We start from the raw sequence: 23,776 nt of genomic DNA, 5'->3' as shown, positions 1-23,776 counted from the left end.
GGGGCCGGCCCCTTTCCCGCTATCGCAGCTGCTCGGGCAGCGGCTCAGCGTGCAGCACCGTGAGCCCGGAGACGGCGCGGGTCAGCGCTACGTACAGCCGGCGCAGGCCGGTCCGCTCGTCCGGCTCCCCGGCGATCACCGCGGCAGGCTCGTCCAGCACCACGTAGTCGTACTCCAGACCCTTGGCCAGCGAGGCCGGCACCAGGGTCAGCCGGGACTCGGTGCTGGTCTCGGTGCCGGGGGTGAGGTGGGGCAGCCCGGCCGCGGTCAGCGCCTCGGCGAGCAGCGGGATCCGGGCGTCGGCGGCGATCAGGCCGGTCGAGCCCTCGCGCTCCAGCGCCTCCCGGCAGGCGGCGATGACCGCCTCCTCGGCTTCCTCCGCAGTGATACGGCGGATCGTCAGGGAATCGGGCATCTCGCGGACCGAGGTCGCCGGGGCCAGGCCCGGGGCGATTGCCGGGAGCAGCCGGGAGGCGTAGACGATGACCTCCTCGGGCACCCGGAAGCCCTTGGTCAGCTCCTCGACGTGCCCGTCCGGCTTGCCCAGGTGGTGCAGTGCGTCCGGCCAACTCGCCGTCGCCCAGGGGGTGGTGCCCTGGGCGAGGTCGCCGAGGACGGTCGCCGAGCCGGTGGTGCAGCGGCGGCCGACCGCGCGGTACTGCATCGGGGAGAGGTCCTGGGCCTCGTCCAGCACCACGTGCCCGAGCGAGGGCGTGCGCTGCACCAAGTCCGCCGCCTCGTCCACCAGGACGGCGTCGGCCGGCGTCCAGCGGGCGGTCTTCACCGAGCGGCCGGGCTTGGGCCACAGCACCGCCTGCTGTTCCTCGGGGGTCAGCACGCCCTCGGCGCACTCGGCCAGGAACTCCGGCTCGGAGAGCAGCCGCAGCACCAGCTTGGCCGGGTCGACGGCCGGCCAGCACTCCTTGACCACGGCCTTGACCGCGCTGTTGCGGGCCACCGCGTCCTGCACCCGGTCGTCCGGGGCCTCGCCGCCCTGCTCCATCTTCAGCAGCACGGCGTGCGCGATGCGCTGGGGGAGGGCGTCCCGGGCGGCGCCGTAGCGGATCGCGCGGCCCTTCAACTCCTCGATGATCTCGACCAGTTCGTACACCGGGACCCGCCAGCGGCGGGAGCCGCGGACCACTACGCAGGGCTCGGTGGGCAGCGTGATGCCCGCGCGCACCGCCCGGCGCAGCACCTCGGCCATCCGGGCGTCGCCCTTCAGCCGGGCCGCCTCCGGGTCGTCCTCGCCCTTCACCTCGACGTGTGCGACCAGCTGCTGCACGGTGGCCTGGGCGACCTCCAGCTCGCCGAGGGCCGGGAGCACCTGCTCGATGTAGGAGAGGAAGGCGTTGTTCGGGCCGATCACCAGGGTGCCGGTACGGGCCAGGCGCTCGCGGTGCGCGTACAGCAGGTAGGCGACACGGTGCAGGCCGACGGCGGTCTTCCCGGTGCCGGGCCCCCCTTGGACGCAGATGGTGCCCGTGACGTCGGAGCGGACGATCTCGTCCTGCTCGGGCTGGATGGTGGCGACGATGTCGCGCATCGGACCGACGCGGGGCTTCTCGATCTCGGCGGCGAGCAGGGCGGAGGCGGTCGCCCCCCCGGCGGAGCCGGTGAATGTCTCTGCGGCCGGGTCGGTGAGGTGCTCGTCCTCGTAGGCGGTGAGCTCGCCGCCGGTGTAGCCGAAGCGGCGGCGGCGCTCGACGTCCATCGGCTCGGTGCGGCTGGCCCGGTAGAACGGCTGGGAGACCGGCGCGCGCCAGTCGATCACCATCGGGTCGCCGTCGGCGTCGTGGACGTGGCGGCGGCCGATGTAGAAGCTCTCTCCCGCCCGTCGCCCACCACCACCCTTGCTCGACGCGTTTCGCGCGGCACCTCTTGTGTCGCCTTCGCTGAGCTCCTCGCTGATCGCGTGGAGGTAGTCGAGGCGGCCGAAGAACAGCGGGGTGTCGGCGAGGTCGGCCAGGGCGGCGATCCTGGCCTCGATCTGGTTCTGGAGGATGACGGCGGACACCCAGGTGCCGGTCACGTCGCGCAGGTCGAGCGACTGGACGTCCTCGCGCATCGCCCGCAGCGCGGTCCGGGACGCGGCGAGGTGGTCGCGTTCGCGCTGGAGGGGGTCGGGGGTGGGGGTGGCGGGCACAGCGAACCTTCCCGGCTGCCCCGGTCGCGGGCGCAGCGGATCGATGGAGCTCACGGTGAGTACAGCCGACCGGTTGCCGTGCGGTCGGCACCTCCCCCGGCTGCCTGCGGGACACCGGCAGGTACCACGGTTCGGGAGGGGGCAGACGGACGATCTTAGACCCGTCGGTCTCGGGGTTCCAGCCCTGCAGGTCTCAGGGGTGCCGGTACACCTGGAGGACGACGGCCGTCCTGGTGGATACGGCCTTTGGAGTGATGCCGGGGGCCGGTCGGGTGCCTACCGTTGAAGACATGAGCACTCAGCACAACACCTCCCGTTCGGGCCCGGCCGGCGCGACCGCCGTCCAGGGCCGCCACCGCAATCCGCTGAGCACCGTCGTCCGCAACGTCGGCATCGCCCTGGACACCGCCGCGCGCGTGATCTTCCTCGGGCGCGACGGTGTCCGTTACTGAACGTTCCTACGGTTACAGCACGTCGTCCGCGTCGATGATGCGGTACGCGTAGCCCTGCTCCGCCAGGAAGCGCTGCCGGTGGGCGGCGAAGTCCTGGTCCACGGTGTCCCGGGCGACCACCGAGTAGAAGTGTGCCGCATGCCCGTCGGCCTTGGGCCGCAGGACGCGGCCGAGGCGCTGGGCCTCCTCCTGGCGGGAGCCGAAGGTCCCGGAGACCTGGATGGCCACGGTGGCCTCGGGCAGGTCGATCGAGAAGTTCGCGACCTTGGACACCACCAGGACGCCGATCTCCTTGTTGCGGAACGCGTCGAAGAGCTTCTCGCGCTGGGCGTTGCTGGTCTCGCCCTTGATCACGGGGGCGTCCAGGACCTCCCCGAGTTCGTCCAGCTGGTCGATGTACTGGCCGATGATCAGCGTCTGGTCCTTCTCGTGCTTCTTGACCAGCGCCTCCACCACCCGCCGCTTGGTCGCCGTGGTGGCGCAGAAGCGGTAGCGCTCCTCCGGCTCCGCGGTGGCGTAGGAGAGCCGCTCGGAGTCGGTGAGGGTGACCCGCACCTCGCAGCAGTCGGCGGGCGCGATGTAGCCCTGCGCCTCGATCTCCTTCCACGGGGCGTCGAAGCGCTTGGGGCCGATCAGGCTGAACACATCGCCCTCGCGGCCGTCCTCGCGCACCAGCGTGGCGGTCAGGCCGAGCCGGCGGCGGGCCTGCAGGTCGGCGGTGAACTTGAACACCGGAGCGGGCAGCAGGTGCACCTCGTCGTAGACCACCAGGCCCCAGTTGCGGGCGTCGAACAGCTCCAGGTGCGCGTAGACGCCCTTCCGCTTGGTGGTCATCACCTGGTAGGTGGCGATGGTGACCGGGCGGATCTCCTTCTTCGTCCCGCTGTACTCGCCGATCTCGTCCTCGGTCAACGAGGTGCGCTTGACCAGCTCGTGCTTCCACTGGCGGGCCGAGACGGTGTTGGTGACCAGGATCAGCGTGGTCGACTTGGCGTGCGCCATCGCGGCCGCGCCGACCAGGGTCTTGCCGGCGCCGCAGGGCAGCACGACCACGCCCGAGCCGCCGTGCCAGAAGCCCTCGACGGCCTGCGCCTGGTACGGGCGCAGCTGCCAGCCGTCCTCCTCCAGGTCGATCGGGTGCGCCTCGCCGTCCACGTACCCGGCGAAGTCCTCGGCGGGCCAGCCGAGTTTGAGCAGCACCTGCTTGATCTGGCCGCGCTCGGAGGGGTGCACGACCACGGTGTCGGGGTCGACCCGGGCGCCGACCAGCGGGACGATCTTCTTGGAGCGCAGCACCTCCTCCAGCACCGGTCGGTCGGTGGTGGTGAGCACCAGTCCGTGCGTCGGGTGCTTGACCAGCTGGAGCCGTCCGTACCGCCCCATGGTGTCGGCCACGTCCACCAGCAGCGCGTGCGGCACCGGGTAGCGCGAGTACGTCACCAGGGCGTCCACCACCTGCTCGGCGTCGTGCCCGGCGGCGCGCGCGTTCCACAGTCCGAGCGGTGTCACCCGGTACGTGTGCACGTGTTCGGGCGCCCGCTCCAACTCGGCGAACGGCGCGATGGCGCGGCGGCAGTCGGCGGCCTTGGGGTGGTCGATCTCCAGGAGAAGAGTTTTGTCGCTCTGGACGATGAGCGGTCCGTCGTTCACGCGGGGGAGCCCTCCACTGGCTGACAGGCTGGATTGACGCAGACCCTCCAGTGTCGCTCATTCCGCGCGGAACGTGGGCGGGCTATCGGGGGCTACTTCCACTCGTAGGACTTGCCGGTGGACTTGCCGCCGGCGTCGGTCTCGTACTCGAAGGCGCCCACGACGGTGTTGAGGCGTTCGAGCTGGGGTGAGGCGGTGGAGAGGAAGAGCGCGCCGCGGAAGCCGGTGCCGCCGTCGGCACCGCGCGGCAGGTGGCGGGCTGCCCGGTCCTTTCGGCATCGCATGTCGCGAGGTAGTTTGACTGAGAGGGGAATGAGGCAAAAAAGATGAATGGGGTGGAAGTTGAAATGTCGATTGAAGTATCCAAGGTTAAGCGAGTAAAGCGAGCCGGCGGGCTCACTGCCGCCGCCGCAGTGGCGATCGGCACGCTCCTCGGCGGCACCGGAACGGCCCTGGCGAGGCCCGCTCTTTCCCCGGTAAGTGCCGTAACCGCAGTACCGTCACAAGGCGGCGATCAGGGTGGTTACGGCTATGCCGCGGGATACACTGCCGGCGCACGTTACTGCGCTTCGGGAGAAAAGCTTCCGGAAAATCCGCCTGCCAGCGAATCGGGGCTCCCATCCGATCTTGCCGATGCGCAAAATAAGGCGCCGCTCAATTCTCCGGAACGGAAGCTTGCGGATGAAAGGGCGAGTGATTACGCGAAAAACTTCGGCAAGGGATGGGGCGCCGCTGCGGCGGAGTGTCTGAAGTCGACGGGGCCTTCGCAGGGCACCACGTCGGTGCCGCCCTCGCATCCCAGGACACCCTCTGAGCCGTCCACGCCGTCGACCACGCCTTCTGAGCCGTCCACGCCGTCGACCACGCCTTCTGAGCCGTCCACGCCGTCGACCACGCCTTCTGAGCCGTCCACGCCGTCGACCACGCCCTCGGGGCCGACCACGATGGTGCCGGGCGAGTCCGGCAACTCCTGCAACTGCTAGTAGCCAAGCCCGAACCCGCCCGCGATGCCGTTCAGGCGCTCCGGCTCCGGGTGACCACAGTGCGTACTCGCTCGTTGAGCTGGTCATGAAGAGCTCTAAGCGCGTTCTCACCGCCCTCGCCCTGATGGGCACGGCCTTCGCCGCCACCGCCTCCTCGGCCGGTTCCGCCCACGCCCTCGCGGGCGTCGGCGAGGGGCCCGGCGGCCTGCTGGCGGCCCCCGCGTTCCTGGTCGCGGACCAGGTCGGCGGCGGCGGACTGCCGGTCGGGCAGGGGCAGATCGGCAGCCTGGCGGACCAAGCGGTCAAGGAGAAGATGAAGGAGGCGCAGAAGCACTGACGCCCGGTCACCCGCTGTTATTCGTCCAGCTCCGCGACGCCGGTGATGCGGTGGAGGGCGAAGGTGCGGAGTTCGTCGGCATGGTGGTCGAAGGCGGTGACGAAGCCGCCTTCGACCTTCACCGGGTCGATGATGCGCTGGCTGGCGATGCCCTCGGCGTTGAGGTAGCCGATCCACATCCGCTCGCCGAGCAGGACGGCCGTCTGCAGGGCGGCCAGGGTCTCGGCGGCCGCGGTGCGGGGGAGTCGGCGCGGGTCGGGGGTGGGCTCGCGGCGGGAGGCGGTGGCGGCGCGGTCGCCGGCCCGGATGGCCTTGATGGCGGCGGCGAGCAGGGTGTCGTCCGGGCTGGGCGGGCCGTCCGGGACGGGCGTGGGTGCCGCCCGGGGCGGGGTGCGGTGGCTGTCCGGGCGTGTGATCAGCACGTCGCCCTCGGCGGACTCGGCGGCCGGGGCGTAGCCCATGGTGCGCAGGGCGGCGAGCAGTACGTCCGGGGCGGCCTGGGAGGCCAGGACGGTGGGGGCGAGCAGCCGTAGCCGCAGGTCGGCGGCGCGGCGGTCGGCGAGGACCTCGCCGAGCAGCGACGGGTCGTCGCAGCGCAGGTAGGAGGAGGCGGCGCCGACCCGCAGGATGCCGTGGCGGCGGGCGACGTCGTCGATCAGGTAGCTGAGCGGCTGCGGGACGGGCGTACGGCTGTGCTGCGCCAGGAAGGTCTGCAGGTCGGTGGCGGTGCGTCCGGCGTCCAGGGCGCGTCGGACGGAGGCCGGGGTGAACCGGTAGACGGTGGCGCCGCCCTTGGACTCGATGTCGGCGCAGAGCGCGAGCGCCTGGGCGAGCGGGGTGAGCAGCGGGCCCGGAGCGATCGCGGTGAGGTCCGGCTGCAGGATCACGTGGTCCAGCGGCCGCGGCAGCAGCGGGGCCAGCACCTCGGCCGGGTCGGACTCGGCGGTGAGCAGGGCGCGGGCGGGGGCGGCGAGGGCGCCGCGGCCGGTGATGCCGAGCAGCTCGGCCTCAGCGAGGGTCCAGGTGGTGAGGTCGTCGCGCAGCTCGCGGCCGTCCGGGCCGGTCGGGCCGCCGCGCAGCGGGCGTTGCCAGCGCAGGGTGGGCAGCAGCTCCTCGGCGGTGGCCGGGGTGCCGGGCGGCAGCTCGGCGAGCAGGGCCAGGGTGGCGCGGCGGACGGACGGGGCGATGGTGCGGTCCAGCTCGGGGCCGAGGGCGGCGCGCGGCTTGCCCTTGCTGTCCGGGGTGCCGGTGAGGGCGGACACCCGGGTGGCGGTGAGCCAGGCGGTGGCCAGCACGGACCAGCGCTCGGCGGTGTCCAGCTGCAGCCAGCTGTCGTACCCGGGGGTCGGCGCCCAGCACTCGTCGGCCTCGCCGTCGGGGGCCAGCAGGCCCGCGGTGTAGGCGAGTTCGAGCCAGAAGGCGGTCAGCTGCTCGGTGGTCTCCAGGGTCTGGGCGGTGCGCTTGAGGTCCCGTACGCCGAGGCCGCCGGCCCGCAGGGTGGGCGGCGGGGTGAGGCCCCAGGCGTCCAGCAGCTCCTCGACGGTCTTCACGGCGGTGTGCGCCTGGCCGGCCGCCGCGCTGTCCACAGCCTGTGGATCGCGCGGGGGAGCGGCGGGCGCCGGCTCGGGCTGGACCGGTTCGACGGTGCGGTGGGTGCGGCCGCCGCGCAGGTGCAGGGCCAGCTCGCGCGGCAGTACGACGCTGCCGGGGCTGGTGGGCAGCAGCAGGCCGCGGGCGAGCAGCCACTCGACCGGGCTCTGCGCGTCCTCGGCGGTGACCGGGCGGGTGGCGTCCGGGACGGTGCCGGTGGGCGGGCCCCAGACCAGCCGCTCCAGCAGCCGCAGCGCGGGCTCGGGGGCGGTGTCGAGCAGCGCGGCGCAGCGGGCGCGGTCGGTGAGCAGGGCGGTCAGCGCGGCGACGGCGGTGACCGGGTCCGGGGTGGCGGGCTGCCCGGCCGAGGCGAGCAGCTGCTGCAGCCGGGCCGGGGACATGCCGACGGTGGCCTCGGCGAGGGTCGGGCCGAGGCCGGTGCGGCCCGGGTTGGCGGCGGTCGGGGCGAGCGCCTCGCGCACGGCGAGGACCAGCCGCAGGCCGTTGTCCGGGCCCCAGAGCAGTGCCCGGTCGCGCAGGGTGGCGATCGCGCGGGGGAGCGCGCCGGCGACGGCGGACCGGTCGGCCGGGGTGAGCGGGGTGGCGCCGGGGTGCGGCTTGACCTTGGCCGGGCCGGCCAGCAGGGCCCGTACGGTGGCCAGGCCGGTGCCGTCCGGCGCGGTGGCCAACGCCTCGGCGACCTGCAGGGTGAAGCGGTCGAGCCGTTCCAGGGCGCGCAGCGCGGAGGCGCGCGAGGACAGCCGGGCGGACAGCTGGGTGAGGTCGCCGGGGACCGGGTTCAGCAGGTCGGGACGGGAACGGAGCAGGGCGGCGAGCGCGTCGTCGGGGCGCGCCCGCAGCTCCTCGGCGAGGGTGCGGGGGCCGGCGGCGGACCTGCCCTGGCGTTGAGGGCCCTGCTGTGTGGTCATTCGACCTAGGTTAGTCGGGCGCACGGACGACGGGGTCCCCTCGCGCGGCAGGGTGCCCTCGCGGGGGAGCGGTGCGGACGGGTGATCGCGGCGGACTCGCGCAGGCCGGGCACGGTGGGTAGCGTCACGGCCGAGGGCGGTTCGGTGGGCGGCCGCGCTCTCAAGGGACGAGCCGGGCGAGGCGGGGTGTCGGTGATGACGGACGGCGAGTGGTGGCGCAAGAGCGGGCCTTGGAGCGAACGGGCGGGGGCGTCAGGGCCGTCCGGTTCTTCGGGGTCATCCGGTTCATCCGGTTCATCCGGTTCGTCGGGCGAGTTCTCGGGTGCTCCTGGCGGCCCCGGCGTTCCGGCGGAGGACAGTGTGTACGGTCCGTCGGCCGCTCCCACCGCGACCGGCGGCATTCCGAACGTGTCGCTGGACCTGCCGGGTGTCGGCGGGCCCGAGACCGGTTCGGACGTGATCCCGCCGCCGACGGTGCAGAGTTCGAGCCCGTGGACCATGACCATGCTCGACTTCTCCGACACACCGCAGCGCGCGCCGCAGCCGGTCCCCGAGCAGCGGGCGGCGGAGGAAGCGGCCGCCCAGGCGGCCGCCGCCGAGCAGGCCGCGGCGAAGCCCGTGAACGCGAAGAAGCAGAGGAAGGCCAAGGCCAAGGCCGCCGCTGCCGGTTCGGCCCCGAGCAAGGGCGCCCGCAAGCCGTCCCCGCTGATCCTGCTCTCCTGCGGGCTGCTGGTCGGCGGCGCCGTGTCCGGCTTCTTCCCGGCCATGTTGGCGGGTTGGGGGTTGGGCTATCTGACGCGTCAGATCTCCGACACGATGCGCAAGTTCGTGATCCTCGGGATCCCGCTGATCACGATGAGCGCGTCCACCCTGTTCGCGATGAATCACGCCAAGCAGAGCGGTGGTGCCGCCCAACCCGGCTCCCCGTTGGGCCAGTTCAGCTGGTCGATGGCGCCGGGCGTGTTGCGTACCGCGGCGGTGCTCACGGCGGTGGTCCTGCTGCTGCTCGGTCTGCGCCGCCGCCCGCCGCAGCAGGGCTGAGCACGGGGCCGGCCCGGCACCTGGCGGGTGCCGGGCCGGTCGCATAGCGGTGGCGCTGAAGCGGGCCGCCAATCGACGTGTGCGTCGCCGGAGTTCGACCAGTAGGCGGCGGACGGCGCTCACGTCGCATCGATTCGTGACCCTGCTGAACGTCAACCCGGTTCGACCGGTTCCAGGAGTGGCGCCGCAGTCTGCCGGACGACATCTACTGATCCCGCCCCGCCGGACCCCGCCGGACCCCGTCGGCTAGGACAGCGCCGCGAAGCCCGTGCAGAGCAGGCGGATGCTTCGCGTGAACTTCTCGTCCTGGCTCAGCCGTGGGATCAACTCGCCCATGACCAGGGGGAACCGATCGCACAGCTCGGCATAGAGCTCGGCGGTGACGGTCGGCGGGGTGGCCGGCTGGTTCTGCTCCTGGAGCACGAAGCCGGTGACGTGGCTGAGCAGGGTGTCGGCGGCGATGCCGCAGTGGGCGGCGGGCAGGTCGGCGTCGAGGAGGGTGCGCAGCAGGCGTTCCATCAGGGAGAGGCCGCCGGTGCTGAGTACGCCGGGGCTCTCGGCGAGGAGCTGGGCGCCGCCGGGGTGCTGCTTGATTTCGAGGCGCAGGGCGGTGGCCTGGGCCTCGACGCGGTCCGGCCAGGTGGCGGTGGGCGGGAGGGCGGCCAGGGCTTCGGTGCCCGCGTCGTAGGCCCGGCGGCAGACCCGGTCGGCCATCAGGGCGAGCAGTTCGTCCTTGCCGCGTACGTGGTAGTAGAGGCTGCCGGCGTGGGCGTTGAGGCGGTCGGCGACCTGGCGCATGGACAGGTTCTGGTAGCCGACCTCGGCGAAGACGGCCATGCCCGCGTCGACGATGCGCTCCTTGGTGAGCTTCATGGGCCCACCGTACAAGATGTTCCAACGCTGTTCGAAAACTGTGCTAGCTTTGCGCCATCAGGTTTCGAACGGTGTTGGAATTGCCGGAGTCCGGGGGGAGTGGCAGTCATGGGGGCGATCGTCTTCAACGTGACCACGGCCGCGCTGATGGTCATGATGGTCAACTGCGGGCTCGGCGTGGTCGGCCGCGACACCCTGCGCGGGCGGCGGATTCCGTGGGCGGCGGTCGCCCTGACCGCGGTCGCCGTCGGCGGCGTTGCGCTCCAACTGGTCTGGTCCGGCGCCATGGACGCGCTGGACGCGGACCCCGCCAAGTCCGGCTGGTGGCGCGAGTTCACCTCGGTGTTCATGCAGAACGGCGGCCTCTTCGGCGGCTTGTGGAACCTCGTCACCCTGGCCGCCGTCGCCGCGCTCGCTCAGTGGTACTGGGGCGGTCCGCTCGCCCTCGGCTTCTTCCTCGCCGGGATCCTGCTGCCCGGCCGGATCGACGCCCTGTTCGGCTTCGGCGATGGCCCCAGCACCGACCCCCGCAACTTCGCCGGCAGCTCCGGCGCCACCTACTTCCTCGGCGCCACCCTCGCCCTCGCCTTCCTCACCCGCACCCGCCTCCCCAAGGAGCTCGCTCTGGCGGTCGGTGTCCCGGCGCTGGGCCTCGCGATGTGGTTCGCCCAGGAGAACGGCCACGGGCTGGTGTCCGTCTACGGGTTCGCTCTCGGCGGGGCGGTCTGGGCGGTCCGCCGCCAGGTGGCGCAGCGCCAGGTGGCGTGACGGTAGGGCGAGCGCGGCGAGCGCGGCGAGCGCGGCGAGGACGCGCTGGAGGGGCCGGAGGGGCTGGAGTGGGTCAACCGGCCTGCCGCGCCGCCATGCTGAGGATCCCCTTGATGACGGCCGCCGGGTCGTCGGTCGGCAGGGAGTGCCCCGCGTCGGGCACGATCTCGACCCGGGCGGCCGGGGCGAGCCGGTGCAGCCGCTCGGAGACGGCCCGGGCGTCGTTCATGGCGCTGCGCTCGCCGAGCAGGAAGAGCGCGGGGGCGCTCAGACGGCCCAGTTCCTCGTCGGTGAGGGTGGTGGCCAGCGGCAGGCGGCGGCGGAACCCCATCGAGGCGCGCATCAGCGCCATCAGCTCGGTCTCCAGGATGGCGCTGTTGCCGACCGCCCGGGCCAGTCGGGGGCGGAGCGCGCGCGGGGCCAGGGCGGCGAGGCCGCCGAGGATGAGCCAGGTGTAGAAGCGCCGGCCGACGTCGGCGAGGCCCGCCGTGTCGACCAGGGTGAGGCCGGCGGTCCGCCCGGGGTGGCGGATCTGGTGGTGGAGGGCGATCCAGCCGCCGTAGGAGCAGCCGGCGACGTGGGCGGACGGGACGTCGAGGGCGGCGAGCAGTTCCTCCAGCCAGTCGGCGGCGTCACGGCCGTCCTTGATCGGGGCGGTCTGCACGCTGGCTCCCGGTTCGCCGACGGTGTCCACGGCGATGACGGGGTGCTGCCGGGAGAGTCGGGCGAAGTACCCGTGCCACATCAGGGCGTTCCCGCCGGAGCCGGGCAGCAGGACGATCGGCTGCCCGTGCGCGGGGCCGGTGCGGTAGACGCGGGTGGTGCCGAAGCCGGTCGGAACGTCGACGGGCGTCCGCTGTCCGGGCCAGAGCTGGGTCAGCGCGCGCTCGTAGGCGGCGCGGAAGCGGTCTTCGGCCTGGCCGTTCTTGAACTCGCTGATTCGCATGATACATGTGTATCACATGCATGATACGGGTGTACCAAGAGCGCGGAGAGGGACATTGGAGGCCGCTTCATGACCGGGAAGGTCGACCACGAGGAACGCCGACGGCAGATCGCCGAGGCCCTGCTGCGCATCGCCGACACCGAGGGCCTGCAGTCGGCCAGCATGCGGGCGGTCGCGACCGAGGCCGGCGTCTCGCTGCGGCTCGTCCAGTACTACTTCACGACCAAGCAGGGCCTGCTGCTGGACGCCCTGGCCAGGCTCGGCACCCAGCTCCAGGCCCGGATGGAACGCTGGATCGGCGAGGCGCGCACCCCCCGGGAGGTGGTGACCGCGATCCTGTCCTGCATCCTGCCGACGGACGCCGAGAGCCGCCGAATCACCAGGACGTACGCGGCGTACTACGCGCTCGTCCTCAGCGACCCCGAGGTGCTGGAGCAGCAGGCCGCGCAGCCGCCCGTCGTCCTGGAGGGCTTCCTCGTCAAGCAGCTCCGCGCCGCCCAGCAGGCCGGGGGGATCGCGCCCGAGCGGGACGTCGAGATGGCGGCCGCCGGACTGCTGGCGATGGTCAACGGGCTGGGATCGAGCGTCCTCGGCGGCCAACGGGACGGCGAGCAGGCGCTGGCGATCCTCACCCACCACCTGGACGAACTCTTCCGGCCGTGACCTGTTCCGCGTGTCCGTCACATCCGCCCGCCGCGATCCGTCGGTTCAACAGCGGTGCACAGCGGAGCACCACCGACGGCACGAAGGGACAGGCAGCGGGATGCTGACGAACATCATGTACGTGACGGTCCACCCCGTGGCCTCCGGCCCCAACGGGTCGTAGATCTTGCCGTAGTCGGCGGACCCCTGGACCAGGCCGAGCCGCGCGATCCGCCAGCCGTCGATGGTCCACTGCTCCTCGGACGGATCGGCCATGGCCATGATCAGTGCGGGCAGGTACTCGTATTCGTCGTAGGACATCCGGTCTTCCCCAGAACTCGTAGGTGATGGGGCGCGTAGACCGTGGCTCCGACACGCTGTCCCGCGGCCGGGGCGCCTCGGGCCCGCTGGCACCCCTCGCGGTGCGGGGGTTAACACCCGTACGGGACGGGTGCTTTCCCCGTTCTTCGCAGCCGGCCGTCGAACCAGACTCGGGTCATGCCCACACAGCCCGTGACGATGACCAAGGCTCCCGAGGCCCCCGCCCCACAACCGGAGGGCGGCGGCAGCGACTTCGCCCGGTTGAGCCGCCGGATCGCCGCCGAAGGGCTGCTCGACCGGCGCCCCGGCTACTACGCCGCCCGCGCGGGCCTGGTGCTCGCCGCGTTCCTCGGCGGCTGGTGGGCCCTGTTCGCACTGGGCGACACCTGGTGGCAGCTGGGTCTGGCGGCGGCGATGTCCGTGGTCTTCGCCCAGATCGGACTGCTCTCCCACGACCTGGCGCACCGCCAGGTGTTCAGCCGGCGCGTGCCGAGCGAGATCGGCGGCCGGATCGCCGCCAACCTGCTGATGGGCATGAGCTACGGCTGGTGGATGAACAAGCACACCCGCCACCACGCGAATCCGAACCACGAGGAGCGGGACCCGGACGTCTCGCCCGACCTCGTCGTGTGGTCCCAGCGGCAGGCCCGGCAGGCGAGCGGACTCGCCCGGTTCATCGGCCGCCGACAGGCGTACCTGTTCTTCCCGCTGCTCCTGCTGGAGGGCCTCAACCTCAGCTTCAACAGCTTCCGCGCGCTGCGCAGCCCGGTGGTGAAGCGGCCGCTGCTGGAGGGCGCGCTGCTGGTCGTGCACTTCGCGGCCTACTTCGGGCTCGTCTTCGCGGCTCTCCCGGTCGGCAAGGCGGTCGCCTTCCTCGCCGTGCACCAGGCGCTGCTGGGCGTCTACCTGGGCTGCGTCTTCGCCCCGAACCACAAGGGCATGCTGATGGTGACCCCGGAGATGAGGCTCGACTTCCTGCGCCGCCAGGTGCTCACCTCGCGCAACGTCCGCGGCGGCCCGGTCCTCGACTCGGTGATGGGCGGCCTCAACTACCAGGTGGAGCACCACCTCTTCCCCAGCATGCCCACCCCCGCACTCGGGCGGGCGGCCCGGATCACCCGGGAGTTCTGCGCGGAGGAGGGCATCCCGTACTACGAGACGGGCCTGCTCCGCTCGTACCGCGAGATCCTCGGCCACCTGCACCGGACGGGCGAGCCGATCCGCTCCGGTGGTTGAGGCGGACGGAGCAGGAAGTCGGCCTGGTCGACTTCCTGCTCCGCGGGCATGGCTAGAGGATGTCGGCGACGGCCACCGTGGTCGCGTGGTCGTCGGCCTCGGCCAGGAGGGCGCCGCCCGGGGCCCACAGGGCGGCGCCGCCGCAGCCGGTCCACGGGCCCGACGGGCCGACGTGGTTGGCGAGGACGACGTGCAGGTTCGAGTCCTTGGCGATGCCCGGGTAGACCGTCGCCCGCTCGTGGATGCCGTTGCCCGTGCCGTAGAGGGAGCTGGCCAGGTGGACGTGGCAGCCGTCGGTGGCACCTCGGGCGGTGAGGTCCGGGAAGTGGTTGTCGAAGCAGGTGGCGAGCGCGAAGCGGAGGCCGTTGAGTTCGAAGCGGCCGTCGCGGTCACCTGCGGTGAAGATGCCCTGCTCGTTCTCGTAGAGGTGCTGCTTGAGGTAGGTGGTGATCAGCTCGCCGTCGCTGCCGTAGACATACGTTCCGATGGCGGGCCTGGGCCCGTCGGTGGTGACGGCGCAGTTGACGACGGTGGCGATCCCGGTGGATCGGAGGGCGTCCAGGCGGGCGTCGTCCGGGGTCACCCAGAGGTTGGGATCGGCGGCGATGGCTTCGAGTTCGTACCCGGTCAACGTGAGCTCGGGGAAGACGATCAGCTCGGCGCCCTGCTCGCGTGCCTGTCCGGCGAGGGTGACGAGCTGCCGGACGTTGGCGGGTATGTCGGTGGGGACGCAGGTGAGTTGAGCCGCAGCGATCTTCATGGTGTCGAGCATGGCACGGGACGGGAGTGGGAAGTCGGCGAGACCGACTTCCTACTCCGGTCCCATCAGGCGTGGTGGTCGAATTCACCGGCCTTGATGCCGTGGAGGAGGGCGGCGAGGGCGGTGGGGGTGGTGCGGAGGATGAGGTGGCCTTCGTCGGACTCGCGGAGTTCGACGGCGTCGCCAGCCGTGCGGACTTCGACGCACGCGTTGTTTGCGCCGGAGTAACTGGACTTCTGCCACACGGAGCTATCCATGCTTGCTCTCTATCTCCTTCTTGATCTGTCGGATGAAGTCTCGTGACTCCTCCTCCGAGAGCGCAACGGAAGCCATCCGATCAAGGATCTCGCGGTAGCTCGCGAGTGGTGCAGGAGAGTCGAGGATCAGGCTGTTGTGGGTGGTGTCGATCTGAACTGAGTCCAGCTCGGGCGCAGCGCCTTCTGCGTAGATGAAGTTCTCGCTCGGGCCAGGAAGGGACTCAATATCGAACGGTACCGCGCGGATTGAGGCCTCTGGGGTCTCGGAGTGCCTGATGAGAGCTTCGAGCTGCTCAGCGAGAACTTTTGGTCCACTGAACTGCATGCGGAGAGCTGCTTCGTGGATGAACGCGCGGTAGGGAACCCCATTTGGGCGGATGATTTGCTGCCGCTTCATCCGGAATTCCATACGGACGTCGACTTCGTGCTGGGGCAATGGTGGGATGGCCCGGGCGAAGACTGAGGCGGCGTATGCATCGGTTTGAAGCAGCCCAGGCACGAACGTGATCGTGTAGGCGATGAGTCTTGTTGCGGTTTCCTCAAGTTCTGCGAGGTCGAGCAGGTCTGAGGAGACTGTTCCGCGGTACTCCTCCCACCACCCCTTCCTGCGTTCGACGGCCATCTCTGCGAGGGCATCGATGAGGGGAGTGTTGGAGCAACTGCACGCTGCGGCGACTGTGCGCAGACGTTCGGCGCTGACGCCGATCTTCCCCGTCTCCATCTGGGTCACCTGGGTTGGCGCCAGGCCGAGCGCGCGGGCGAGTTGGCTGCCTCCGAGTCCTGCCAGCTCGCGCATCTTTCGCATCTCTGTGCCCAGCCGGCGCTGTCGCAAGGTCGGTTCGCGGCGTAGCGGCATGGTGTCCTCTCGGTGGGGCGCGTGGGGACCAGTCTGCCGCGCTTCGCACGGAAGGGGGAACCTGAGCCGGATTGCCTTCAATTGTAGTCAAGCTGCGCTATGGTCGTTCTCACATCGATCCGACGGATCGTCAGTAACGCCTGTTGGCAGGCGCCGCAGAGCAGCCATGCCCATTTGCGTGGCCTGGTTCACGGCGACCCATGTCCGCCGGATCTTCCTTCTCAACCGCGCCCGGGAGAACTCCCATGCGTCACCTCAACACGCCCTCCTTCGCCCTCACCCGCCAGTCCCTCCGCGACGCGATGATCCGCTCCGGCTGGCACCCCTCCTCCACGTTCGACGCCGAACTCGCCCTCGGCGAACTGCTCGTGAACGCCTGGCGGCACGGCCGCACGCCCGCGCCGATCGTCCAGATCCTCTTCCTCCACAAGGTCCTCCGGGTCTCCGTCTCCGACGAGAGCCCCGTCGTTCCCGGCCTCCAGGCCCCCTCCCTCCTCGCCGAGTCCGGCCGGGGCCTCCAGCTCGTCGCCGGCCTCACCAGCCGCTGGGGCGTCGACCCGCAGAAGCGCGGCAAGTGCGTCTGGTTCGAGCTGGACGCCGCCTGATGCCCGTTCCCCGCCGCCCGATGAAGCCGACCGATCCCCGGATTCCGGCCTACACCGAGGACCACATCCGCACCCTCCTCGCCGAACCCCAGTAACGCGGAAAGAAGTTCGGCCTCATCTGGCCCTCGGCCGGAACCGACAGGACCATCGACGGCCGGGTCCTCGTCCGCTTCAACACGGCCCCAGCCTCCACTCTCCTGAACCTCCTCACCCTGCTCCTCGACGTCGAGCGGGACCAGGGCCGGGACCGGGGCCGGGACGCCTCGTGCGATTCCTGATCGCGACCGCCTTCGCGGTCCTCCTCGCCCTCGCGATCGCCACCGTGGCGCTCGGCGTCGTCACCGCCTTGCGCGCGGCCCCGCCCGACGAGGACATCTGAGCGGAGTCCTGGTGCGGGGGTGGCAGCTCGGAGCCATCACGAGACGCCACCCCCACCCATCGATCGTCAGTTCTGGCAGCCCGCGATGCTGTTCAGCGGGGTGCAGTTGTTGGGCGTGTTCCTGATGACGCGGCTGTCGTTGAGCGTCACGGCGGAGCCGGTCTGGTTGTTGATGCCGCCGCCGTCGCGCGCGGCCGTGTTCTCGGTGACGGTGCTGTGGTTGAGGGTGAGCGTGGCCACGGCGCTCTCCAGCGGGACAGTCTGGTTGTTGATGCCGCCGCCGTCGCGACCGCTTGAGTTCAGCTTGACCTCGACCTTCGTCAGCGTCGCGATGCCCGCGTTGTTGAGGCCGCCGCCGTCGCGGCCGGCGGTGTTGTCCCTGATCTCGCCGCCGGTGATGTCGAGGACCCGGTCCTTCGGCTCGTTGTCGATGCCGCCGCCGTCGGTGCCCGCGAAGTTGTCGATGAAATCGCTGTACTTCAGGGTCGTCTTCGGCCCCCCGACATTGAACAGGCCACCGCCGGAGCCACTGCGGGCGGAATTGCGGGCGAAGGTGCTGCCCTCGACCGACAGGGCGCCCTGGTTGTCGATGCCGCCGCCGTCGGTGGCGGCCTGGTTGTCGTTGATCCAGCTGTCCGCCACGGTCAGGACGGTGGGGGAGAGGCTGTCGATGCCGCCGCCCTCGCCGTCGGAGACGTTGTCGGAGACGCTGCTGTGGCGGATCGTCACCGTTCCGCCGCTGCTGAAGATGCCGCCGCCGCCGCCCGAGGCCGAGTTGTGGGTGGCGGCGCTCTTGTCCAGGGTCAGTTTGCCGCTGTTGAAGATGCCGGCTCCGAGGTCGGTGGCACCGCCACTGACCTCGACGCCGTGGAGGGTGAGGTCGCCCGTCGAGGTCACCTGGAGGATGCGGAACTGGTTGGACGGGGTGTCGGTGGACCGCACGATGGCGGAGTCGCGGCCCGTGATGGTGATCTTCCCGGTGATGGGCGGCAGGGCGTCGCCCGAACTGTCGTACTGGCTGCCGAACGCGTAGGTGCAGTTCTCGGCCAGCGCGATCGTCCCGCCGGGCCCGTTGAGGGCGCTGACAGCTGCGACGAGCCCGGCGGTGTCACCGCACGCGACAGTGGTGGGTGGTGCCGCGAACGCGGTGGAGGGGACTGCGGCCAGGCCCATGGTCAGCCCGAAACCGATCGCGGATCCCCGGAGGAGCATGTTCTTCACTGGGATTTTCTCTCTCTGGCGGCGCCGGCCCGTGGAAGGCCGTGGCGACTGGGTTCACGCCGGACAGCGGAACGGTTCTCAGTTCCCCCGGGTGGAAATCGGCCGAAGCGACCGGCCGCAGAGTTCAGCCGACGGCACCACTGCGATCCCCCGTTCGGGCCGATCGCCGGGAAGGTCGGGAGGGCCGTGACCGCCCCCGGCGATCACGGCCCTCCCGTGCGACTCACTTCCCGAAGCCCGCCAGCAGTCCGCGCGGGTCGAAGGTCACCCGGATCCGGGCGATCTTCCCGTTCTCCACGTGCATCCAGTTCGCCGTCGGCGCCGGCGGCGCAACCGTGGTGCACAGCTCGAACCAGGTGACCACCTCATCGCCCTCCGACACCCGCACCTTCACGTCGATCTTCTCCAGCACCTGCCCGAGGCCCTTCAGCCCGCCCAGCGCCTCCTCGATTCCCGACGCCGTGCCCAGCGCCCCGACGAAGTCGACATCGTCGGCCAGCAGGCCCCGGATGGTGTCGAAGTCGCCCGTCTCCCAGGCGGTGAAGTAGGTCTCGGCCAGCTCGCGCGCAGTCTTCGTCGTGGTCATGTCTTCATCCTTTCGCCCGCCCATCCATCCGTCCAACAGATAGATCAGATGCCAGCTATCATCCTGAGTCATGGAGATGCACCAGTTGCGCTACTTCGCCGCCGTCGTCGACGAGGGATCCTTCACGGCGGCGGCCAACCGCCTGCACGTCAGCCAGTCCGGCGTCAGCACCCAAGTCGCCAAGCTGGAGCGCGAGTTGGGTCAGCAGTTGCTCGACCGTGCCGGCCGAAGGGTGCAGCTCACCCCTGCCGGCGAGGCCGTCCTCCCGCTCGCCAAGAACGCCCTGGCCACCCTCGACGCCATCCGGCACACCGCCGCCGAGTTCGCCGACGCCGTACGCGGCCGGGTCCGCCTCGGCATGATCATGGGCTGCTCGATTCCGCCCTTCCTGGACACCGTCGCCGACCTCGGCCGCACCCACCCCGGCATCGAGCTGAGCCTGCACGAGGGCCACTCCGAGCTGCTCCAGTCCCAGGTGCTCGCGGGCTCCCTCGACCTGGCCCTGATCGGCTACGCGGGCGAGGTCGCCCCGGGCCTGGAGGTCAGCGTGGTCGTGGACGATCCGATCGCCGCCGTCGTCCCGGTCGGGCATCCCCTCGACCGGGCCGAGCTGAAGCTGTCCGACCTGCGCGGCGAGAAGATCCTCTGCCTCTCCCCGGGCACCGGCCTGCGCGCCGCCTACGATCGCTCCTGCGCGCAGCTGGGCCTCGACCCGCGCGTGGACATCGAAGCCAGCTCCCCGGTGGCCCTGCTCCGCCTCGCCGAGCGCGGCGCCGGGGTCGCCGTGCTCAGCGCCTCCTCGGTCGAGGGCGCCGGCCTGCGGGTCGTCCCGCTCGCCGACGCCACCACGCACGCCAGGCTGGGCCTCGCCGCCCGCCGCGACCAACAGTCCCCGGCCGTCCGCCTCCTGCGCGCCAAACTGCGGAAGGCGCTGGCGAGTTCCTAGCGCTTCGATCGGTGACAGTCGCGGCGAGAAGGGGGGGATGTCGCCGGGCGGACCCGCGCGCCCGCGTTCGGACCAGCGCGGGCGGCGAGGCGGACAGTCGCGTGGCAGGGTGGCACATGTGAGTGCGAATCCAGCCATTCCGGCCTCCTCCCGTACGGTGGGCGCACTGCGGGATGCCGTCCAGCCGGTTCCGGGCGACGGCCACGGTGAGCCGCTACGCGTGCTGGTGCTGTCCGGGTCCTTTCGGACGGGATCGTTCAACGGGCAGCTGGCCATGCTGACCGCCAAGCTGTTGGCCGAGAACGGCGCCGCCGCCGATCTCGCCCACTTGCGGGACTTCGGCATGCCGTCGTACGACGGGGACGTCGAGACCGCCCAGGGCCAGCCACAGAACGCCGTCGCCCTGTGCGACCGCCTTCAGGCGGCACAGGCGTTCGTGCTCGCCTCGCCGGAGTACAACGCATCGGTCCCCGGCGTGGTGAAGAACGCGATCGACTGGCTGTCACGCTTCCGCCCGCAGCCGTTCAAGGACAAGCACGCCCTGCTGGTCTCGGCTTCTCCCTCCATGGTGGGAGGAAACCGGGGACTGTGGGCGCTCCGCGTTCCGCTGGAACATCTCGGGGCCCGTGTCTATCCGGACATGTTCAGCCTGGCGAGGGCCCACCAGGCGTTCGGCGACAGCGGCGACCTGAACGACACCGGACTGCAGGACCGGCTCGCTGCCACCGTGAAGGCATTTCTCGGCCTCGTCGAGGCGGACACGAACTACCCGGCGCTGCAACGCTGTTGGTACGAGTTCCTCGGCGACCAGACCAGTGCCCAGGTCACCCAGCGCGCCGAGACATAGCCCACCCGCCCTTCCCAGCAGGAGGCCCCTCCCTCATCGCGAGGACAGCGCGATGAGTCACAACGGTTTTCGCGCTAGCCCTTCCACCGCGGATCGCGCCCGGAGGCGGCGAGCGCGTGCTCCCACGCCGAGGCGTCGTCCGGCACCGGAACCACCTCCGCGAAGCCCGCGTACTGCCGGTACAGCTCGGCGTTCTCCTCGACGATCTCCAGGGCTACCAGCGCGAGTTCCTCGTCGACCGGGATCTCCCCGCCGGTCGCCCGCGCGACGTCCCAGCCGTGCAGCACCAGTTCCAGGATCAGCATCCGGGCGATCCCCACCGCCGGCACCGGCGATCCGCCGAGGTCGACGTCCCCCTCCCAGGCAGCCGGGTCGGCCCAGGCCGCGACCGCGCGCTCCAACTGCGCCGCGTACGCCGAGCGCCAGTCGGCGTCCGCCGTGAAGTCCCGCGAGCTCAACTCCTCGGGCAGCTCGGTGCGCCGGGCCCGGTGCTCCAGGCCGTGCGAGGTGTAGAGCACCCAGTGGTTGATCAGCGCGCGCGTGTCGAACTCCCCGCAGGGCGTCGGCGCGTCGAGCGACTGCCCGGCCGGAACGGCGGCGGCGACGCCGGCCGCAGCGGAGGCGGCACGGGCGAGGAAGGGGTGCATGGGGTGAGCGTTCATGACGCAAGCCTGTACCGGCCCGCGCCACCCGGTCTTGAAGAAACGCGACGGCTAGCCTGGCCGCCATGGACTCTCCCGACCTCGGCCGCGGCGTGCTGCACCCCGCCAAGGCCGCCGAGCTGATCAGCGTGGAGCGGCTCGCGCCCGCGCCCGCCGTGGCGCGTTTCGTGGAGTACTACTGGCTGGTCCGCTGGGATCTGCGCGGCCATGCCCCGTACGAGCAGAAGGTGCTCGCGCACCCCAACGTCCACCTGGTCTTCGAGGCCCCGTGGGCCCGGGTGTACGGGGTGGACCGCTCGCTCTTCGTCCGCCGCCTGGAGGGGGCCGGGCACGTGCTGGGCGTGCGGTTCCGGCCCGGCGCCTTCCGCGCCTTCTCGGGGCACCCGGTGAGCGCCCTGGCGGACCGGTCCGTGCCCGCCGCCGAGTACTTCGGCGCCGACGTGGACCGGTTCAACGCCCGGATCCTCGACGCGCCGGACGCCGAGCGGGCCGATGCCTTCCTGCTGCCCCGCCTGCCCGCTCCCGACCCGGTGGCCGAGGGGGTCGCCGCCATGGTGGACCGGATCACCGCCTCGCCGGACCTGTGCCGGGTGGACGAGCTGGCCCGCGAGCTGGGCGTGACCGTCCGCAGTCTCCAGCGGCTGTTCGCCGAGTACGTCGGCGCCTCTCCGAAGTGGGTGCTGCGGCGGGCCCGGCTGCACGAGGCAGCCGAACGCGCCGCAGCGGAAGGAGAGTTGGACCTGGCCGCGCTCGCGTCGGAACTCGGCTACGCCGACCAGGCCCATCTCACCCGGGACTTCACCGCAGCGGTCGGCATCTCACCGGCCCGCTACGCGAGTTCCCGCTGAATCAAGCAGCGGCAGCGGCAGCCGCAGCCGCCTCGGCGGCGGCCCGGCCGCGGGCGCTGGCCCGCTTGGCGTAGGTCATGGTGAAGTACACCAGCCCGCCGAGTACCACGTACGGAAGGATGTTGTTGATCGTGACCACCGTGCCGTGCGACAGGGTGTAGACGAACACGATGCGCAGCACGGCCTCCAGGACGAAGGCGATCCCCCACACGACGGTCAGGTTGCGCTGGACGCGGCGGAAGCCCTCGTACTGCCACATCGAGTTCCACCAGGCGACCATCTCCGGCGTGCCGTCCGTGGCGAACTTGCGGCCGAAGTAGAACATGATCGGCTTCGGCGCGGCCAGCGACGCCAGGTAGAACACGCCGAGCAGGCCGGAGACGAAGGAGTCCTTGGCCAGCAGCATCTTCGGGTCGGTCGGGCCGATCAGCGCGACGATCAGGCTCAGTGCGACGAAGACCAGCGAGACGACGGCGAACTCGTCGATCCGGCGGTGCCAGGCCAGGTAGATCGCGGTGTCGACCACCGGGCCGAGGCCGGAGAGCAGGATGGCGGTGGACTCGCTGTAGCCGGCGTCGTGCAGCTGGTTGTAGATCATGATCGGCGCGACCACGTTGAACGCGATGCTGATCAGCCAGCCGAGCGCGGCGGCCTTCCCCTTGCGGGCGGGAGCGGTCGGAGCTACCGCAGTTGACATGGTGTTGTCCCCCGGGACGAGTGTGGTGATTGGCGGCCCATTGTGGCGGACTCACCGCTCGACTGCACAACCCTCGGCGAGTCGACATATCGTCAGTAGACCGACTATGCCCCGAGGAAGCGCTGCAGCTCGTCCAGCATGAAATTGGCGCCGGTGTACCCGATCCCCTGGAACCACAGTTGGTCGTCCACCGGGAACGCCCGGTGCGCCTTGACCGCCCCCAGCGCCTGCCAGCCCGGGCTCGCCAGCGCCGCGTCGGTGCCCGCCCGCTCCGGGTCGCCGTAGGTCGAGTACAGCAGCAGGTCGCCGTCGGCCCGGCCGATCTGTTCCAGCGGGACCTCGAAGTCCGACTGGTCGACGTTCTGTGCGTCCGGCCGCCCCACCTGGGCGTCGGCGAGCACGATCCCGGGGAAGCTCTGCCGCCCGAACAGCCGGATCCCGCCGCCCTCCGTGAACCGCACCAGGCTCACCTTGCGGCCTGACAGCTTCGCCGCCGCCAGCGCCGCGGCCACCTGCCCGGCGTGCTTCTGGTACGAGGCGACGAAGGCCGCGGCCGCCGCCACCCGGCTCAACGCCTGGGCGTGCAGCTGGAAGTTCGCCTTCCACGGCGCCCCGGTGGTCTGGGTGAGGACGGTCGGAGCAAGCGCGCTCAGCTGGTCGTAGCGGTCGCCGTCGCGGGCCTGGTTGGAGAGGATCAGGTCCGGATGCAGGGCCCGTACGGCTGCGAGGTCCGGCGCGCCGGGTGGGCCGACCAGCCAGATGCCCGTCGTGCGGGAGGCCGGCCAGTAGTCGGGGAAGCCGGTGTCGGCGGCCGGGAGGGCGGCGCCGACCGGGGTGATGCCGAGGGTCAGCGCGGAGTCGAGCACATCGGTGTCCAGCACGACCACCCGCAGTGGCTCGCCGGGGACGAGCACCGGCCCGGTCGCGGCGTTCACCGTGACCGGCGGCACCGGGGTGGGGGAGGGGATGGTGCTCGCGGCCAGGCTGTCGGTGGTCGGCGGTGCCGGCTTCCCGGGGGTGCACGCCGTGAGCGCGGCCCCGCCGAGACCGGCGAGGAACGTACGGCGGGCGATCCGGGGCATCGGCGGGTCCTCCGGCGAAGACGACGCGGCAACGGGCGAGAGCCCGTCGATTATGTCCGAAATCGCGCCTAAAGTGCCGTTAAGCGTCCACAGACGCCGTCAAGCGTCCACCGCTT

The 23,776-nt window shown here is 71.3% G+C and carries 26 protein-coding genes; 10 read left to right on the top strand and 16 right to left on the bottom strand.

What is annotated here, in order from left to right; all coding sequences use genetic code 11:
- Positions 1–19: 19 nt before the first annotated feature.
- Positions 20–2,146, bottom strand: a complete 2,127-nt coding sequence (locus ACH4E7_RS22350; protein WP_396250770.1) for a HelD family protein — start codon at positions 2,144–2,146, stop codon at positions 20–22.
- Positions 2,147–2,436: 290 nt separating this feature from the next.
- Between ACH4E7_RS22350 and ACH4E7_RS22345 the strand changes: the two genes are divergently transcribed.
- On the top strand, positions 2,437–2,598 hold the full coding sequence (locus ACH4E7_RS22345) for a hypothetical protein (protein WP_355671330.1): 162 nt from the start codon (positions 2,437–2,439) through the stop codon (positions 2,596–2,598).
- Between the two features lie 12 nt (positions 2,599–2,610).
- On the opposite strand, the gene ACH4E7_RS22340 is transcribed toward ACH4E7_RS22345, so the two are convergent.
- The 3 genes from ACH4E7_RS22340 to ACH4E7_RS22330 all read right to left on the bottom strand — a co-directional run bounded on the left by ACH4E7_RS22340 (position 2,611) and on the right by ACH4E7_RS22330 (position 5,224).
- Positions 2,611–4,248, bottom strand: coding sequence for a DNA repair helicase XPB (locus ACH4E7_RS22340; RefSeq protein WP_396250769.1), 1,638 nt, complete (start codon positions 4,246–4,248; stop codon positions 2,611–2,613).
- A gap of 92 nt (positions 4,249–4,340) precedes the next feature.
- A complete protein-coding gene (locus ACH4E7_RS22335) occupies positions 4,341–4,532 on the bottom strand; it encodes a hypothetical protein (RefSeq protein WP_396250768.1) in 192 nt (63 codons plus the stop codon).
- Positions 4,533–4,945: 413 nt separating this feature from the next.
- Entirely contained in the window at positions 4,946–5,224 is a 279-nt protein-coding gene (locus ACH4E7_RS22330; RefSeq protein WP_396250767.1) for a hypothetical protein, read from the bottom strand.
- A 92-nt stretch (positions 5,225–5,316) separates the two neighbouring features.
- Here ACH4E7_RS22330 and ACH4E7_RS22325 point away from each other — a divergent pair, with 92 nt between their 5' ends.
- Positions 5,317–5,568, top strand: a complete 252-nt coding sequence (locus ACH4E7_RS22325; RefSeq protein WP_396250766.1) for a hypothetical protein — start codon at positions 5,317–5,319, stop codon at positions 5,566–5,568.
- Positions 5,569–5,585: 17 nt separating this feature from the next.
- Here the strand turns inward: ACH4E7_RS22325 and ACH4E7_RS22320 are convergent, their stop codons facing one another.
- Positions 5,586–8,087: a helicase-associated domain-containing protein gene (locus ACH4E7_RS22320; protein ID WP_396250764.1), complete on the bottom strand. Its 2,502-nt coding sequence runs from the start codon at positions 8,085–8,087 to the stop codon at positions 5,586–5,588.
- Positions 8,088–8,447: 360 nt separating this feature from the next.
- Here ACH4E7_RS22320 and ACH4E7_RS22315 point away from each other — a divergent pair, with 360 nt between their 5' ends.
- Positions 8,448–9,128: a hypothetical protein gene (locus ACH4E7_RS22315; RefSeq protein WP_396250763.1), complete on the top strand. Its 681-nt coding sequence runs from the start codon at positions 8,448–8,450 to the stop codon at positions 9,126–9,128.
- Positions 9,129–9,374: 246 nt separating this feature from the next.
- Here the strand turns inward: ACH4E7_RS22315 and ACH4E7_RS22310 are convergent, their stop codons facing one another.
- The gene (locus tag ACH4E7_RS22310; RefSeq protein ID WP_396250762.1) at positions 9,375–10,001 is read right to left on the bottom strand and encodes a TetR/AcrR family transcriptional regulator; all 627 of its coding nucleotides are present in this window, start codon (positions 9,999–10,001) and stop codon (positions 9,375–9,377) included.
- A gap of 108 nt (positions 10,002–10,109) precedes the next feature.
- On the opposite strand from ACH4E7_RS22310, the gene ACH4E7_RS22305 reads away from it, so the two are divergent.
- Positions 10,110–10,769, top strand: a complete 660-nt coding sequence (locus tag ACH4E7_RS22305) for a hypothetical protein (protein ID WP_396250761.1) — start codon at positions 10,110–10,112, stop codon at positions 10,767–10,769.
- 73 nt (positions 10,770–10,842) lie between these two features.
- Here ACH4E7_RS22305 and ACH4E7_RS22300 read toward each other — a convergent pair whose 3' ends face one another.
- On the bottom strand, positions 10,843–11,715 hold the full coding sequence (locus ACH4E7_RS22300) for an alpha/beta fold hydrolase (RefSeq protein ID WP_396250760.1): 873 nt from the start codon (positions 11,713–11,715) through the stop codon (positions 10,843–10,845).
- A gap of 69 nt (positions 11,716–11,784) precedes the next feature.
- On the opposite strand from ACH4E7_RS22300, the gene ACH4E7_RS22295 reads away from it, so the two are divergent.
- Positions 11,785–12,378, top strand: coding sequence for a TetR/AcrR family transcriptional regulator (locus tag ACH4E7_RS22295; RefSeq protein ID WP_396250759.1), 594 nt, complete (start codon positions 11,785–11,787; stop codon positions 12,376–12,378).
- A gap of 45 nt (positions 12,379–12,423) precedes the next feature.
- Here ACH4E7_RS22295 and ACH4E7_RS22290 read toward each other — a convergent pair whose 3' ends face one another.
- Positions 12,424–12,678, bottom strand: a complete 255-nt coding sequence (locus ACH4E7_RS22290; protein ID WP_396250758.1) for a hypothetical protein — start codon at positions 12,676–12,678, stop codon at positions 12,424–12,426.
- A gap of 198 nt (positions 12,679–12,876) precedes the next feature.
- Here ACH4E7_RS22290 and ACH4E7_RS22285 point away from each other — a divergent pair, with 198 nt between their 5' ends.
- Positions 12,877–13,914 carry a fatty acid desaturase family protein gene (locus ACH4E7_RS22285; protein ID WP_396250834.1) on the top strand — a complete coding sequence of 346 codons (1,038 nt, stop codon included), beginning with the start codon at positions 12,877–12,879 and terminating at the stop codon, positions 13,912–13,914.
- Between the two features lie 52 nt (positions 13,915–13,966).
- Here ACH4E7_RS22285 and ACH4E7_RS22280 read toward each other — a convergent pair whose 3' ends face one another.
- The 3 genes from ACH4E7_RS22280 to ACH4E7_RS22270 all read right to left on the bottom strand — a co-directional run bounded on the left by ACH4E7_RS22280 (position 13,967) and on the right by ACH4E7_RS22270 (position 15,787).
- On the bottom strand, positions 13,967–14,674 hold the full coding sequence (locus tag ACH4E7_RS22280; protein WP_396250757.1) for a carbon-nitrogen hydrolase family protein: 708 nt from the start codon (positions 14,672–14,674) through the stop codon (positions 13,967–13,969).
- A 65-nt stretch (positions 14,675–14,739) separates the two neighbouring features.
- Positions 14,740–14,931 (bottom strand): DUF397 domain-containing protein, encoded by a 192-nt coding sequence (locus ACH4E7_RS22275; protein ID WP_396250756.1) that lies wholly within the window; start codon positions 14,929–14,931, stop codon positions 14,740–14,742.
- On the bottom strand, positions 14,924–15,787 hold the full coding sequence (locus ACH4E7_RS22270) for a helix-turn-helix domain-containing protein (RefSeq protein WP_396250755.1): 864 nt from the start codon (positions 15,785–15,787) through the stop codon (positions 14,924–14,926). Before ACH4E7_RS22270 ends, ACH4E7_RS22275 begins: the two co-directional genes overlap by 8 nt.
- A 245-nt stretch (positions 15,788–16,032) precedes the next feature.
- On the opposite strand from ACH4E7_RS22270, the gene ACH4E7_RS22265 reads away from it, so the two are divergent.
- Positions 16,033–16,392 carry an ATP-binding protein gene (locus tag ACH4E7_RS22265; protein WP_396250754.1) on the top strand — a complete coding sequence of 120 codons (360 nt, stop codon included), beginning with the start codon at positions 16,033–16,035 and terminating at the stop codon, positions 16,390–16,392.
- Positions 16,393–16,837: 445 nt separating this feature from the next.
- Here ACH4E7_RS22265 and ACH4E7_RS22260 read toward each other — a convergent pair whose 3' ends face one another.
- Both ACH4E7_RS22260 and ACH4E7_RS22255 read right to left on the bottom strand, forming a co-directional pair.
- Positions 16,838–17,983, bottom strand: coding sequence for a hypothetical protein (locus tag ACH4E7_RS22260; protein WP_396250753.1), 1,146 nt, complete (start codon positions 17,981–17,983; stop codon positions 16,838–16,840).
- 232 nt (positions 17,984–18,215) lie between these two features.
- Positions 18,216–18,578, bottom strand: coding sequence for a nuclear transport factor 2 family protein (locus ACH4E7_RS22255; RefSeq protein WP_396250752.1), 363 nt, complete (start codon positions 18,576–18,578; stop codon positions 18,216–18,218).
- 70 nt (positions 18,579–18,648) lie between these two features.
- Between ACH4E7_RS22255 and ACH4E7_RS22250 the strand changes: the two genes are divergently transcribed.
- Both ACH4E7_RS22250 and ACH4E7_RS22245 read left to right on the top strand, forming a co-directional pair.
- Positions 18,649–19,524, top strand: coding sequence for a LysR family transcriptional regulator (locus tag ACH4E7_RS22250; protein WP_396250751.1), 876 nt, complete (start codon positions 18,649–18,651; stop codon positions 19,522–19,524).
- 220 nt (positions 19,525–19,744) lie between these two features.
- On the top strand, positions 19,745–20,371 hold the full coding sequence (locus tag ACH4E7_RS22245) for an NADPH-dependent FMN reductase (protein WP_396250750.1): 627 nt from the start codon (positions 19,745–19,747) through the stop codon (positions 20,369–20,371).
- A gap of 74 nt (positions 20,372–20,445) precedes the next feature.
- Here ACH4E7_RS22245 and ACH4E7_RS22240 read toward each other — a convergent pair whose 3' ends face one another.
- The gene (locus tag ACH4E7_RS22240) at positions 20,446–21,033 is read right to left on the bottom strand and encodes a TIGR03086 family metal-binding protein (RefSeq protein ID WP_396250748.1); all 588 of its coding nucleotides are present in this window, start codon (positions 21,031–21,033) and stop codon (positions 20,446–20,448) included.
- Between the two features lie 65 nt (positions 21,034–21,098).
- Between ACH4E7_RS22240 and ACH4E7_RS22235 the strand changes: the two genes are divergently transcribed.
- Positions 21,099–21,881: a DUF6597 domain-containing transcriptional factor gene (locus ACH4E7_RS22235; RefSeq protein WP_396250747.1), complete on the top strand. Its 783-nt coding sequence runs from the start codon at positions 21,099–21,101 to the stop codon at positions 21,879–21,881.
- A 1-nt stretch (position 21,882) separates the two neighbouring features.
- Here ACH4E7_RS22235 and ACH4E7_RS22230 read toward each other — a convergent pair whose 3' ends face one another.
- Positions 21,883–22,578, bottom strand: coding sequence for a VC0807 family protein (locus ACH4E7_RS22230; RefSeq protein WP_396250746.1), 696 nt, complete (start codon positions 22,576–22,578; stop codon positions 21,883–21,885).
- 104 nt (positions 22,579–22,682) lie between these two features.
- Complete coding sequence (locus tag ACH4E7_RS22225) at positions 22,683–23,660, bottom strand: ABC transporter substrate-binding protein (RefSeq protein ID WP_396250745.1); 978 nt, start codon at positions 23,658–23,660, stop codon at positions 22,683–22,685.
- Between the last annotated feature and the right edge of the window lie 116 nt (positions 23,661–23,776).

Origin of the sequence: Kitasatospora sp. NPDC018058 (assembly GCF_044327205.1) — a bacterium.
Lineage (GTDB): Bacteria > Actinomycetota > Actinomycetes > Streptomycetales > Streptomycetaceae > Kitasatospora.
The sequence above is the reverse complement of the archived record's forward strand: the minus strand, read 5'-3'. Positions and strand labels throughout refer to the sequence as shown.